Below are 11,981 nucleotides of genomic sequence, written 5' to 3'. Positions count from 1 at the left end.
AATCGCGGACAGGGCGGCCTGCGTATAATTCGCGCTGTCGTTTTCAATCCACACTGTCACCCAGGCCTACGCTCATGCGCACCCTTATCTGCGGTTCCCTCGCCTTCGACTCCATCATGGTGTTCCAGGATCATTTCAAGCATCACATCCTGCCGGACAAGATCCACATGCTGAACGTGTCCTTCCTGGTGCCGGAGATGCGGCGCGAGTACGGCGGCTGCGCCGGCAACATCGCGTACAACCTCAAGCTGCTGGGCGGCGAGCCGCTGATCATGGCAACGGTCGGCGACGACTTCGGCGCCTACGCCGAACGCCTCGACGCCCATGCGATTTCGCGCGACTACATCCGCCATGTCGCCGGCACCTACACCGCGCAGGCGTTCATCACCACGGATCTTGCCGACAACCAGATCACCGCCTTTCACCCCGGCGCAATGAACTTCTCGCACGAGAACGACGTGCGCCAGGTGCCCGACGTCCAGCTGGGCATCGTCGCACCGGACGGCCGCGACGGCATGCTGCGCCACGTGCGCGGCTTTCACGACGCCGGCGTGCCGTGCGTGTTCGACCCCGGCCAGGGCATGCCGCTGTTCTCCGGCGAGGAGTTGCTGGAATGCGTGCACAAGTCGCGCTATGTGATCCTCAATGACTACGAGGCCGAGCTGCTGCAAAGCCGCACCGGCGAAAACCTCGCCACGCTGGCACGCCACGTCGAGGCGCTGATCGTGACGCGCGGGGCCGAAGGCTCGGTGATCCACACGGCCGGCCGCGAGATCGCCATCGCGGCGGCGCGCCCGGCCGCAATCCTCGACCCCACCGGATGCGGCGACGCCTACCGCAGCGGCATCCTGTACGGCATCACCCGCGGACTCGACTGGGAAACCGCCGGCCAGCTGGCAAGCGTGATGGGCGCGATCAAGATCGAACACCGCGGCGGCCAGAACCATGCGCCGACGCGGGAAGACATCGCCGACCGGATGAAGGACGCGTTCGGCAAGACTTTCTGAACCCTTGGGCGATGGCGTTGCCTATAGTGAGTGAACCCAACCGCAGGAATGCCATCATGAAAAAATCCATTGAAATCGTAAGTGTCACGCTGTTCGCTGCGGCTTTGGTTGCGCTCGGCGGCTGCGCTGCCGGCACCGGCAGCAAGGACTACAGCCGCGCTCAGACCCGCGGCGTGCAGGAGGTGCAAATGGGCGTGGTGGAGTCGGTGCGCGAGGTGCGGATCGAAGGCACCAAGACGCCGATTGGCGCCGGTGCCGGCGCCGTGGCTGGTGGCGTGGCCGGCAGCACCGTCGGCGGTGGCAGTGGCCGCGTGGTGGGCGCCACCGTCGGCGCCGTGCTCGGCGGGCTGGGCGGCGCGGCTGCGGAAGAGGCGGTGACCCGCCAAAAGGGCGTGGAAATCACGGTCAAGCTCGATTCGGGACGGATGATCGCCGTCACCCAGGCGGCCGATCAGGAATTCCGGGTGGGCGATCGCGTGCGCATCCTGTCGGGCGGCGGCGTCACCCGGGTGACGCAATAATTCCGCCGCGCCGCAAGCCGGCGTCACCGTTTCGCAATCCGGCCGTCACTGGGCATTAACACCCCGTCCCTAAGCTGGGCGCATTCCATCAATGGGAGTGCCCCATGCTTGAACTCCGCAGCCCTGTTCGATCTGCCCCTGCCGCCCGCTATCACGTCTCGCTGGCGGTGGACGACTGCGAAATCCGCGAAGCGCAGCGCCTGCGTTACACCGTATTTGCCGAGGAACTGGGCGCCCGCCTGTCGACCGTTGTGCCGGGCCACGACATCGATCTGTACGACCCCTTCTGCGATCACCTGCTGGTGCGCGATCTCGCCAGCGGCGAAGTCGTCGGCACCTATCGCATTCTGCCGCCCGAAGCCGCGCAGCGCGTCGGCAGCTACTATGCCGAGCAGGAATTCGACCTCACCCGGCTCAATTTCCTGCGCCCGCGCATGGCCGAACTGGGCCGCTCCTGCGTGCATCCGGCACACCGCAGCGGTGCCGTCATCGCGCGCCTGTGGATCGGTCTGGCCGACTACATGACGCGCTACGGCTATGAAACCATCGTCGGCTGCGCCAGCATCGGCATGGCCGACGGCGGCCACATTGCCGCCAGCGTGCATCGCCAGCTCATCCAGAGCCATCTGGCCCCGATCGAATGGCATGTCACACCGCGTACCCGCCTGCCGGTCGAGTCGCTCGACGACGGCCAGGCGGCCGCGCTGCCGCCGCTGATCAAGGGCTATACCCGGCTGGGCGCGATGGTGTGCGGCGAGCCGGCCTGGGATCCCGACTTCAACACGGCCGACCTGCTGATGCTGCTGCCGATGGCGCAGCTCAACCGCAGCTATGCCCGCCGCTTCATCGCTTGAGCTTTACAATGGGCGGGTGAGCCTTGCCCATTTTCCCGTTTCGCTACGCCGCAACTTTCGCATCGGTATGCTGATGCTGCACCTCGCATGGGGTGTGGCGGCGGCCGGGCTGGCGTTTCCGCTGCTGAAGACCGCGCAGCGCGACCGTTTCATCATGGCGTGGGCACGGCGCCTGCTGCGGGTGCTTGGCGTGCGCGCCCAGCTGGCGCCCGCGCCGCGCCTGCCGAGCGGCGCGCTGCTGGTGTGCAACCACGTGTCGTGGCTGGACATTTATTTGATCTACGCCGCCCAGCGGGTGCATTTCGTGTCCAAGGCCGAGGTGCGCAACTGGCCGGTGGCGGGCTGGCTGGCGAAGAAAACCGGCACGCTGTTCATCGAGCGCGGCCGCCGCGCCGACACCGCGCGCATCAACACCGAAATGCGCGACCTGATGCAGGACGGCGCCTGGGTCGCGGTGTTTCCCGAAGGCACCACCAGCGACGGACGCGCGCTGCGTCGCTTCATGCCGTCGCTGCTGCAGCCGGCGGTGCAACTGAACTGCCCGGTGGTGCCGGCGGCGCTGCGCTACCGCACGCTGGACGGAAACCACACCGCGGCGTCCGCCTACATCGACGAGATCAGCATGTGGCAGAGCCTGAAGAATATCGTCAGCGAACCCGGACTCATCGCCGAACTGCAGTTTGGCGAACCGATCCTGCCGAACGGCCACCGGCGCGAACTGGCGGCACAGGCCGAAGCGGCGACCGCCCGTCTGCTGGGCTTCAGGATTTCGGACGCGACTGCTGCGGACACGGCACCGCGAACACCTGCCGATCCTCCAGGCTGACCGCAGTCAGGCGGCCGCCCCACAGGCAGCCGGTATCCAGCGCAATCAGATCGGGGCGGTTGATCAACCCCAACGTCGACCAGTGGCCGATGACGACGGTTGCGTCGGCGCTGCGGCGTCCCGGCACCGCGAACCACGGCAGCCAGCCGGCTGGCTGCGTGCCGGGCGCGCCCTTGTGGTGGAACTCCATCTCGCCGTCGGCCGAACAGTAGCGCAGCCGGGTGAAGGCGTTGACGATGACCCGCAGGCGCTCGACACCCTGCAAATCGTCATTCCAGGCCACCGGCGCGTTGCCATACATCTGCGCGAAAAAATCCCGATAGTGCGGCCCCTGCAGCGCGGCTTCGGCCTCGGCCGCGCGCTGCAGCGTGTCGTCCGCCGTCCAGTCCGGCAGCACGCCCGCATGCACCATCAGCACCGCGCCCTCTCGCCAGGCCAGCTTGCGATGGCGCAGCCAGGTCAGCAGCGCATCGCGGTCGGGCGCCGCCAGAATGGCATCGAGCGTGTCGCCCTTGTGCACCCGGCCAAAGCCTTCGGCCAGCGCCAGCAGATGCAGGTCGTGATTGCCGAGCACGCAAATGGCGGCATCGCCCAGGTTTTTGATGAAACGCAGCACGTCGAGCGATTCCGGCCCGCGGTTGACCAGATCGCCGACAAACCACAGCCGGTCGGCCGCCGGGTCGAATTTCAGGGTGTCCAGCAGGCGCAGCAGGGGAGTCTGGCAGCCCTGAAGATCGCCAATGGCATAGGTAGGCATATAAAATACGGATTCGTTTGTGCGCTGCCCGAATCATAGCGCCCCCGCCTGACCTCCACGTGACACCCTCGCCTGAATCCCCGCCATGAAAGTCGTTGTCCGCCTGTTTTTCAGAACCCTGCGCGCCGTGCTCGGGCCTTTCCTGCTGCTGGGCAACTGGCTCACCCGTCCCAAGGGCGTAGTGCGACCGCCCGCCGAGCAGGAAGCGGTCGACGCCCGCACGCGCAGCCTCGCGCTCTACCATTTCCCCACCTGCCCCTTCTGCATCAAGGTCCGGCGCGCGATGCGGCGGCTGTCATTGAATATCGAACTGCGCAACGCCCGCAGCGACGAAACCCACCGCGCCGCGCTGCTCGCCGGCGGCGGCAAGCCGCAGGTGCCCTGCCTGCTGATCACCGACGCCGACGGCAAGCAGACCTGGCTGTATGAATCCGACGCCATCGATGCCTACCTGAACCGCGAATTCGGCGCGGCATGAGCCTGCTCTCCGCGCTCAACCCGCCGCAGCGCGAGGCGGCGAAGTACCTCGACGGCCCCTTGCTGGTGCTGGCCGGCGCCGGTTCAGGCAAGACGCGCGTGATCACCCACAAGATCGCCTATTTAATTGGGGAGTGCGGCTACAAGCCCAGCTCGATCGCCGCGATCACCTTCACCAACAAGGCTGCGCGCGAAATGCAGGAGCGCGCCGCCAAGCTGACCCAGAACGTCAACACCAAGGGCCTGATCGTCACCACTTTCCACTCGATGGGCTTGAGGATGCTGCGCGAGGATGCGAAGTTCGCCGAGCTGAAGCCGGCCTTTTCCATCCTCGATTCGGCCGACGCCGCCGGCATCGTCTCCGAAATCCTGAAGACCACCGACAAGCAGGAAATCCGCCGCGCGGTGTCGCGCATCTCGCTGTGGAAGAACGAGCTGAAGTCGCCCGCCATCGCATTGCAAACGGCGGAGGATGACAACGCGCGTGCCTACGCCAAGATCTACGACCGCTACGACGCGACGCTGCGCGCCTACCAGGCAGTCGATTTCGACGACCTGATCCGCCTTCCGGCCGAGCTGCTTGATACCCATGCCGAGCTGCGCGAAAAGTGGCAGAACCGCCTGCGCCACATCCTGATCGACGAATACCAGGACACCAACGTAGCGCAGTACCGGCTGCTGCAAAAGCTCACCGGCGTGCGCGCGGCCTTCACCGCGGTCGGCGACGACGACCAGGCGATCTACGGCTGGCGCGGCGCGTCAGCCGACAACCTGCGGCAGTTGAACGAGGATTACCCGCACCTGCATGTGGTGAAGCTGGAGCAGAACTACCGTTCGACCATCCGCATCCTGAAGGCCGCCAACAGCCTGATTTCCAACAATCCCAAGCTGTTTGAAAAGCGCCTGTGGAGCGACCTAGGCCACGGCGACGCGATCCAGGTGATGCCGACGAAGGACGACGCGCACGAGGCCGAATCGGTGGTGATGCGCCTGTTGTCGCACAAGTTTCAGCACCGCACCGAGTGGCGCGACTACGCGATCCTGTATCGCGGCAACTACCAGGCGCGGGTGTTCGAGCAGGCGCTGAGGAACGAGAAAGTGCCGTACCAGTTGTCCGGCGGACAGTCCTTTTTCGACCGCAGCGAAATCAAGGACGTGATCGCCTACCTGCGCCTGATCGCCAACAGCGACGACGACCCGGCCTTCATCCGCGCGGGGACCACACCCAAGCGCGGCATCGGTGCGGCAACGCTGGAAAAGCTCGGCCAGGTCGCCGCCACGCTGCACGTCAGCCTGTTCGAGGCGGTGTTTTCCGCCGCCGCCTCGTCGCAGATCGGCGAGCGCCATCTGGCGCCGCTGGTCGAGTTCTGTCAGTTCATCAACCGTTTCGAGGAACGGGTGGTCCGTGAACCGGCGGGCGATGTGTTGAACGATCTGCTGAAGTCGATCGACTACGAGGTCTACCTGTTCGACCAGGACGACCAGCGCGCGGCGCAGTCGAAGTGGGACAACGTGCTGGAGTTCGCCGCCTGGATCGCGAAGAAAGGCGAAGAGGACGAGAAGAACCTGCTGCAGCTGACCCAGACCATTGCGCTGATCACGCTGCTGGAAGGGCGCGACGAAACCGAGCCCGACGCGGTGCGGCTATCGACGCTGCACGCCGCGAAGGGGCTGGAGTTCGGTCATGTGTTCCTGGTCGGCATCGAAGAAAACATCCTGCCGCACCGCGACGCGGTCGACGAAGGACGGCTGGAGGAAGAGCGCCGCCTGATGTATGTCGGCGTCACCCGCGCCAAAAAATCGCTCACGCTGTCGTATTGCGCGCGCCGCAAGCGCGCCCGCGAGACGGTGGGCTGTGAGCCGTCGCGCTTCATCGACGAACTGGGCGACGACGTGCGCATGCCCGACCGCCCGGCGGACGCTGACACCAAGTCCAGCGGCAGCGACCGCCTGGCCGCGTTGAAGGCGATGCTCGGCTAGCGATTTGCCTGACGCCTTACAGCGTCAGGATCCAGCGCGTCAGCTTCTGTGCATCCACCGGCGCAATTTTCTGCGGCGGCATCGGGATTTTTCCCCACTTGCCCTTGGCGCCTTTCAGCATGCTGTCGACCAGCGTGGCCTCGGCAGTGCTGTTGCCCTTGTATTTGGCGGCAATGTCCTTGAACGAGGGACCCAGTGCCTTTTTATCGACCTGGTGGCAGGCCATGCACTTGCTCTTGGCCGCCAGTTCGGGGCTGGCATGGGCCGGTGCCCCAAGCAGGGGCATGGCGAGCGCAATCAAAACAGCCGTGTATTTCATGTGAGTTCTCCATTAACGGATATTGTCGTCCGGTTAAAATTATATTCGCTCCCGTGTTGTCCGCAACTCCCCGCGGGTGCATTAAAAAAGGGGCGCCACAGCGCCCCTTCTTCGTAAAGCCCGGGTGATCAGTTGACCTTGGGATCCAGTTCGCCCTTGTCATAGCGCTTCTGCATTTCTTCCAGGTTGAAGACCTTCTTGATCTTGCTGGCCTGGCCGGCGGCGCCAAAGGCTTCGTAGCGATTCCGGCAAATGTCGCTCATGCCCTTGGTGGCTTCCTTGAGGAATTTGCGCGGGTCGAAGTTGGACTTGTTCTCGGCAAGGTGCTTGCGGATGGCACCGGTGGACGCCATGCGCAGGTCGGTGTCGATGTTGACCTTGCGCACGCCATGCTTGATGCCTTCGACGATTTCCGCCACCGGCACGCCATAGGTCTCGCCCATGTCGCCGCCGAAGCTGTTGATGATGGCCAGCCATTCCTGCGGCACCGCCGACGAGCCGTGCATCACCAGGTGGGTATTGGGAATGCGCGCATGGATCGCCTTGACACGGTCGATCGCGAGGATGTCGCCGGTGGGCGGACGGGTGAACTTGTAGGCGCCGTGCGAGGTGCCGATGGCGATGGCAAGCGCGTCGACATGGGTCTTTTTCACGAAGTCGGCAGCCTCGTCGGGATCGGTCAGCAGCATCGAGTGATCCAGTGCACCTTCGGCACCGTGACCGTCTTCCTCACCGGCCATGCCGGTTTCCAGCGAGCCGAGGCAGCCGAGTTCGCCTTCGACCGACACGCCACAGGCGTGCGCCAGTTCGGATACCTTGCGCGTGGTCTCCACGTTGTATTCGTAGGAAGCGGGCGTCTTGCCGTCTTCCTTCAGCGAGCCGTCCATCATCACCGACGAAAAGCCGGACTGGATAGAGCGGAAGCAGATGCTCGGCGATGCGCCGTGGTCCTGGTGCATGCAGACGGGGATCTGCGGATACATTTCGATCGCCGCCAGGATGAGGTGGCGCAGGAAGGGCTCGCCCGCGTAGGAACGCGCACCGGCGGAACCCTGCAGGATCACCGGCGAATCGACGGCAGCGGCGGCCTGCATGATGGCATGCACCTGCTCCATGTTGTTGACGTTGAACGCGGGCAGGCCATAGCCGTTTTCGGCGGCATGGTCGAGCAGTTGACGAAGGGAAATCAGGGCCATTTACACTCTCCTAGGTTAAGAATATTCAGCGTGTTGCTATTTCAGAATCAGGTTTTTTTCGCATCGCCTACGCGAACGATTTTCATGGTGTTGGTACCGCCCGACTGGCCGATCGGTTCGCCGATGGTCAGCAGAATCAGGTCGCCGTCGCGCACCGCGCCGCGCCGCCGCAACTCTTCTTCGGCTTCCGCCAGCAGGGCATCGCGCTCCTTGGTGCCCGTTTTCAGGTTGATCGGGTAGACGCCGCGGAAAAGAGTGACTTTTCTACGGGTTTGCACCTCGGGTGTCAAGGCGTAGATCGGCACGCGGGTGGACAGCCGGCTCATCCACAGACAGGTGTTGCCGGACTCGGTGAGTGCTGCGATCGCCTTAATGTTGAGGTGCACCGAGGTGAACACGGCCGACATCGCGATCGCTTCGTCGGCGCGCAGGAAGCTGTGGTCGAGCCGCTGTTTGGCAAATCCCGGCTCGGCTTCCTTCTCCGCTTCCAGGCAGACGCGGTCCATCGCCTGTACCGCCTCGACCGGGAACTGGCCGGCCGCGGTTTCGGCCGACAGCATCACCGCGTCGGTGCCGTCGAGCACCGCGTTGGCGACGTCGGAGACTTCGGCGCGGGTCGGAATCGGGCTGGAAATCATCGATTCCATCATCTGGGTCGCGGTGATGACGACCTTGTTGCGTTCCAGCGCCATGCGGATCATGCGCTTCTGCAGCGCAGGCACTGCGGCATCGCCAACTTCCACACCGAGGTCGCCGCGCGCCACCATGATGGCGTCGGACGCTTCGAGGATTTCTTCCAGGTGTTCGATCGCTTCGGTACGCTCGATCTTCGCGATCAGCTGGCTCTTGCCGCCGGCCGCGCGGAGCAGTTCACGCGCCTGCCGCATGTCGGCGCCGCAGCGCGGGAACGACACTGCCAGATAGTCCGCGTTCAGCGCAGCGGCGGTCTTGATGTCCTCGATGTCCTTTTCGGTCAGCGCGGACGCCGACAGGCCGCCGCCCTTGCGGTTGATGCCCTTGTTATTGGACAGCACGCCGCCCTGCACCACCTGACAGATGATTTCCGTGCCCTTGACTTCCTCGACCCAGAATTCGATGCGGCCGTCGTCCAGCAACAGCGTCACGCCGCGGCTGACGTCGTTCGGCAGCTCCTTGTAGTCGAGGCCGACGCGGGTCTGGTCGCCCAGCGCGCACGCTGCATCGAGCACGAAGCGGTCGCCCTTGGCCAGCGTGATCTTGCCGTCCTTGAACTTGCCGATGCGGATTTTCGGACCCTGCAGGTCGACCAGCACGCCGACTGCGCGACCGCGTGTGCGGGCGAGCGAACGCACCAGCTCGGCACGGTCGATGTGATCCTGTGCGGTGCCATGGGAAAAGTTGAGGCGCACCACGTCGATGCCCGCCTCCATCATCCGGTCCAGGGTTTTGGCATCGGAACAGGCGGGGCCGAGTGTGGCGACGATTTTGGTTCTGCGGATCATTGTGTGGGTGGTGGGCGTAGGTGTTGATGGAGGGACTAGGATCTAGGATTTAGGGGCTAGGGGTGGAGCGGGCTGCGCCCGCGCTTTTCCCTGAATCCTGGCCCCTGGTTCCTGATCCCTTACTGCGCCCGCTCCTCCAGAATCGCCACGGCGGGCAGGACCTTGCCTTCGAGGTATTCGAGGAAGGCGCCGCCAGCGGTGGAGATGTAGCTCACCTTGTCGTAGATGTCGTATTTCTGGATCGCGGCGATCGTGTCGCCGCCGCCGGCCAGGGTGAAGGCATTGGTGTTGGCGATTGCCATCGCGATGGTCTTGGTGCCTTCGCCGAACTGGTCGAACTCGAATACGCCGACCGGGCCGTTCCACACCACGGTGCCGGCCTTCATGATGATGTCGGCAAGTTCCTGCGCGCTCTTCGGGCCGATGTCGAAAATCATGTCGTCGTCGGCAACGTCACCGGCATCCTTCAGCACGGCGGGTTCGTTGGCGTCGAACTGCTTGCCGCACACCACGTCGACGGCGATCGGGATGGTCGCCCCGCGCGCGGTCATCTTCTCGATCAGCGCCTGCGCGGTCGGCACCAGGTCGTCCTCGCACAGCGACTTGCCGACGTTGTGGCCGGTGGCCTTGAGGAAGGTGTTGGCGATGCCGCCGCCGACCACCAGCTGTTCGCATTTTTCGGACAGCGCTTCCAGCACGGTCAGCTTGGTGGAAACCTTGGAGCCGCCGACGATGGCGACCATCGGGCGCGCGGGGTTGGCCAGCGCCTTCTCCAGCGCTTCGAGCTCTTCGGTCAAGAGGATTCCGGCCGCAGCGGTCGGCGCGAATTTGGCGACGCCGTGGGTCGAGGCTTCGGCGCGGTGCGCGGTGCCGAAGGCGTCCATCACGAACACGTCGCACAGCGCGGCGTATTTTTTCGCGGTCTCGTCGACGTTCTTCTTTTCGCCCTTGTTGACGCGGCAGTTTTCCAGCACCACCAGTTCGCCGTCGGCGACGTCGAAGCCGCCGTCGGTCCACTCACGGATCAGGCGGATGTTCCTGCCGAGCTTCTGCGCGATCACGTCGACCACGGGCTTCAGCGAATCCTCTTCCCTGAATTCGCCTTCGGTCGGGCGGCCCAGGTGGGAGGTGACCATCACCTTGGCACCGGCCTTGAGGCAGTGCTCGATGGTGCGCATCGACGCGGTGATGCGGGCGTCGGAGGTGACCTTGCCGTCCTTGACCGGAACGTTCATGTCGGCGCGGATGAAGACGCGTTTGCCTGCCAGATCGAGATCGGTGACGCGGATAAATGCCATTGTTGATTCTCCTGAAAGTAAGGTTTAAGGGTTGGCGCGGGGTTTAGCCGCGCCAGACCTTAAGGCTCACCGTGGTGAAGGAGCCAGGATTTAGGAAATAGGATCTAGGGGCGGTGCGGGCTGCGCCCGCGCTTTTCCCTAAATCCTAACTCCTAGCCCCTAGATCCTCACTTGGCTACGTGCTCGACCAGACGCAGCATGTTGCAGGTGTAGCCGTACTCGTTGTCGTACCAGGACACGACTTTGACGAAGGTGTCGTCCAGCGCGATGCCGGCGTCGACGTCGAAGGTGGAGGGTGCGCTGTTGCCGACGAAGTCGGTGGAGACCACTTTCTCTTCGGTGTAACCCAGCACGCCCTTCATGGCGCCGGTGGAAGCGGCCTTCATGGCTGCACAGATCTCGGCGTAGGTGGCGGGCTTGTTCAGCTCAACGGTCAGGTCAACGACCGACACGTCGGAAGTCGGCACGCGGAACGCCATGCCGGTCAGCTTGCCTTTCAGTGCGGGCAGAACCACGCCGACGGCCTTGGCAGCGCCAGTCGAGGACGGGATGATGTTTTCCAGGATGCCGCGGCCGCCGCGCCAGTCTTTGGCAGACGGGCCGTCGACGGTTTTCTGGGTGGCGGTGGCAGCGTGGACGGTGGTCATCAGGCCGCGCTTGATGCCCCAGTTGTCGTTCAGCACCTTGGCCACGGGGGCCAGGCAGTTGGTGGTGCAGGAAGCCGCCGAAACGATGGCCTCGCCGGCATACGTGGTGTGGTTCACGCCGTAGACGAACATCGGGGTGGAATCCTTGGCAGGCGCCGATTGAACCACTTTCTTCGCGCCGGCCTTGATATGGGCTTCGCAGGACTCGGTGGTCAGGAAGAAGCCGGTGCAGTCGATCACGAGGTCGGCACCGACTTCGTTCCACTTCAGGTTGGAAGGATCGCGCTCGGCGGTCAGGCGGATTTTCTTGCCATTGACGACCATGTTGCCGCCATCGACGGAAATGTCGCCATTGAAACGACCATGCACCGAGTCGTACTTCAGCATGTAAGCCAGATAGTCGGGGTCGAGCAGGTCGTTGATCGCCACAATCTCGATACCGGGGAAGTCCTTCGCCACAGCGCGGAACACCATGCGGCCGATGCGGCCAAAACCGTTAATACCAACTTTGATTGCCATTTGCAGTCTCCAGTGAGGTGAAAAATCTTATTAGGGGTCAGGATTCAGGGATCAGGATTCAGGGGATGAGCGGGCTACGCCCGCGGTGCAAGAAGGCGC

The 11,981-nt window shown here is 64.2% G+C and carries 12 protein-coding genes; 6 read left to right on the top strand and 6 right to left on the bottom strand.

Annotation, left to right across the window (positions count from 1 at the left end; genetic code table 11):
• The first annotated feature begins 74 nt into the window (after nucleotides 1-74).
• From Q8R61_RS08595 to Q8R61_RS08580, 4 genes are all read left to right on the top strand, one after another.
• Entirely contained in the window at nucleotides 75-1,007 is a 933-nt protein-coding gene (locus tag Q8R61_RS08595) for a carbohydrate kinase family protein (RefSeq protein ID WP_305536223.1), read from the top strand.
• 56 nt (nucleotides 1,008-1,063) lie between these two features.
• A complete protein-coding gene (locus Q8R61_RS08590) occupies nucleotides 1,064-1,528 on the top strand; it encodes a glycine zipper domain-containing protein (RefSeq protein WP_305536221.1) in 465 nt (154 codons plus the stop codon).
• A gap of 104 nt (nucleotides 1,529-1,632) precedes the next feature.
• On the top strand, nucleotides 1,633-2,382 hold the full coding sequence (locus Q8R61_RS08585) for a GNAT family N-acetyltransferase (protein WP_305536219.1): 750 nt from the start codon (nucleotides 1,633-1,635) through the stop codon (nucleotides 2,380-2,382).
• 73 nt (nucleotides 2,383-2,455) lie between these two features.
• Nucleotides 2,456-3,208 (top strand): 1-acyl-sn-glycerol-3-phosphate acyltransferase, encoded by a 753-nt coding sequence (locus Q8R61_RS08580; RefSeq protein WP_305536217.1) that lies wholly within the window; start codon nucleotides 2,456-2,458, stop codon nucleotides 3,206-3,208.
• On the opposite strand, the gene Q8R61_RS08575 is transcribed toward Q8R61_RS08580, so the two are convergent.
• The gene (locus tag Q8R61_RS08575) at nucleotides 3,144-3,965 is read right to left on the bottom strand and encodes a symmetrical bis(5'-nucleosyl)-tetraphosphatase (protein WP_305536215.1); all 822 of its coding nucleotides are present in this window, start codon (nucleotides 3,963-3,965) and stop codon (nucleotides 3,144-3,146) included. The genes Q8R61_RS08580 and Q8R61_RS08575 overlap by 65 nt on opposite strands.
• Nucleotides 3,966-4,050: 85 nt before the next feature.
• On the opposite strand from Q8R61_RS08575, the gene Q8R61_RS08570 reads away from it, so the two are divergent.
• A complete protein-coding gene (locus Q8R61_RS08570; RefSeq protein ID WP_305536213.1) occupies nucleotides 4,051-4,443 on the top strand; it encodes a glutaredoxin in 393 nt (130 codons plus the stop codon).
• Nucleotides 4,440-6,422: a UvrD-helicase domain-containing protein gene (locus Q8R61_RS08565; RefSeq protein WP_305536211.1), complete on the top strand. Its 1,983-nt coding sequence runs from the start codon at nucleotides 4,440-4,442 to the stop codon at nucleotides 6,420-6,422. The genes Q8R61_RS08570 and Q8R61_RS08565 overlap by 4 nt, the downstream gene beginning before the upstream one ends.
• A 16-nt stretch (nucleotides 6,423-6,438) precedes the next feature.
• On the opposite strand, the gene Q8R61_RS08560 is transcribed toward Q8R61_RS08565, so the two are convergent.
• The 5 genes from Q8R61_RS08560 to gap all read right to left on the bottom strand — a co-directional run bounded on the left by Q8R61_RS08560 (nucleotide 6,439) and on the right by gap (nucleotide 11,882).
• A complete protein-coding gene (locus tag Q8R61_RS08560; protein ID WP_305536209.1) occupies nucleotides 6,439-6,741 on the bottom strand; it encodes a c-type cytochrome in 303 nt (100 codons plus the stop codon).
• A gap of 128 nt (nucleotides 6,742-6,869) precedes the next feature.
• Nucleotides 6,870-7,937: a class II fructose-bisphosphate aldolase gene (gene fba / locus Q8R61_RS08555; protein WP_305536207.1), complete on the bottom strand. Its 1,068-nt coding sequence runs from the start codon at nucleotides 7,935-7,937 to the stop codon at nucleotides 6,870-6,872.
• A 47-nt stretch (nucleotides 7,938-7,984) separates the two neighbouring features.
• Nucleotides 7,985-9,418 carry a pyruvate kinase gene (gene pyk, locus Q8R61_RS08550; protein ID WP_305536205.1) on the bottom strand — a complete coding sequence of 478 codons (1,434 nt, stop codon included), beginning with the start codon at nucleotides 9,416-9,418 and terminating at the stop codon, nucleotides 7,985-7,987.
• Nucleotides 9,419-9,537: 119 nt separating this feature from the next.
• Nucleotides 9,538-10,716 carry a phosphoglycerate kinase gene (locus tag Q8R61_RS08545; RefSeq protein ID WP_305536203.1) on the bottom strand — a complete coding sequence of 393 codons (1,179 nt, stop codon included), beginning with the start codon at nucleotides 10,714-10,716 and terminating at the stop codon, nucleotides 9,538-9,540.
• 167 nt (nucleotides 10,717-10,883) lie between these two features.
• Entirely contained in the window at nucleotides 10,884-11,882 is a 999-nt protein-coding gene (gene gap, locus Q8R61_RS08540) for a type I glyceraldehyde-3-phosphate dehydrogenase (protein ID WP_305536201.1), read from the bottom strand.
• Nucleotides 11,883-11,981 lie beyond the last annotated feature (99 nt).

The organism is Thiobacillus sp. (assembly GCF_030696885.1).
Classification (GTDB): Bacteria; Pseudomonadota; Gammaproteobacteria; order Burkholderiales; family Thiobacillaceae; genus Thiobacillus.
This window is presented reverse-complemented; position numbering and strand designations above follow the sequence as displayed.

Excerpts from the sequence above, each read along its gene's own strand:
- Q8R61_RS08590 (WP_305536221.1), top strand. The coding sequence starts at position 1,064 with ATGAAAAAATCCATTGAAATCGTAAGTGTCACGCTGTTCGCTGCGGCT.
- Q8R61_RS08565 (WP_305536211.1), top strand. The coding sequence starts at position 4,440 with ATGAGCCTGCTCTCCGCGCTCAACCCGCCGCAGCGCGAGGCGGCGAAG.
- Q8R61_RS08595 (WP_305536223.1), top strand. The coding sequence starts at position 75 with ATGCGCACCCTTATCTGCGGTTCCCTCGCCTTCGACTCCATCATGGTG.
- Q8R61_RS08545 (WP_305536203.1), bottom strand. The coding sequence starts at position 10,716 with ATGGCATTTATCCGCGTCACCGATCTCGATCTGGCAGGCAAACGCGTC.
- gap (WP_305536201.1), bottom strand. The coding sequence starts at position 11,882 with ATGGCAATCAAAGTTGGTATTAACGGTTTTGGCCGCATCGGCCGCATG.
- fba (WP_305536207.1), bottom strand. The coding sequence starts at position 7,937 with ATGGCCCTGATTTCCCTTCGTCAACTGCTCGACCATGCCGCCGAAAAC.
- Q8R61_RS08585 (WP_305536219.1), top strand. The coding sequence starts at position 1,633 with ATGCTTGAACTCCGCAGCCCTGTTCGATCTGCCCCTGCCGCCCGCTAT.
- Q8R61_RS08575 (WP_305536215.1), bottom strand. The coding sequence starts at position 3,965 with ATGCCTACCTATGCCATTGGCGATCTTCAGGGCTGCCAGACTCCCCTG.
- pyk (WP_305536205.1), bottom strand. The coding sequence starts at position 9,418 with ATGATCCGCAGAACCAAAATCGTCGCCACACTCGGCCCCGCCTGTTCC.
- Q8R61_RS08570 (WP_305536213.1), top strand. The coding sequence starts at position 4,051 with ATGAAAGTCGTTGTCCGCCTGTTTTTCAGAACCCTGCGCGCCGTGCTC.
- Q8R61_RS08580 (WP_305536217.1), top strand. The coding sequence starts at position 2,456 with ATGCTGCACCTCGCATGGGGTGTGGCGGCGGCCGGGCTGGCGTTTCCG.
- Q8R61_RS08560 (WP_305536209.1), bottom strand. The coding sequence starts at position 6,741 with ATGAAATACACGGCTGTTTTGATTGCGCTCGCCATGCCCCTGCTTGGG.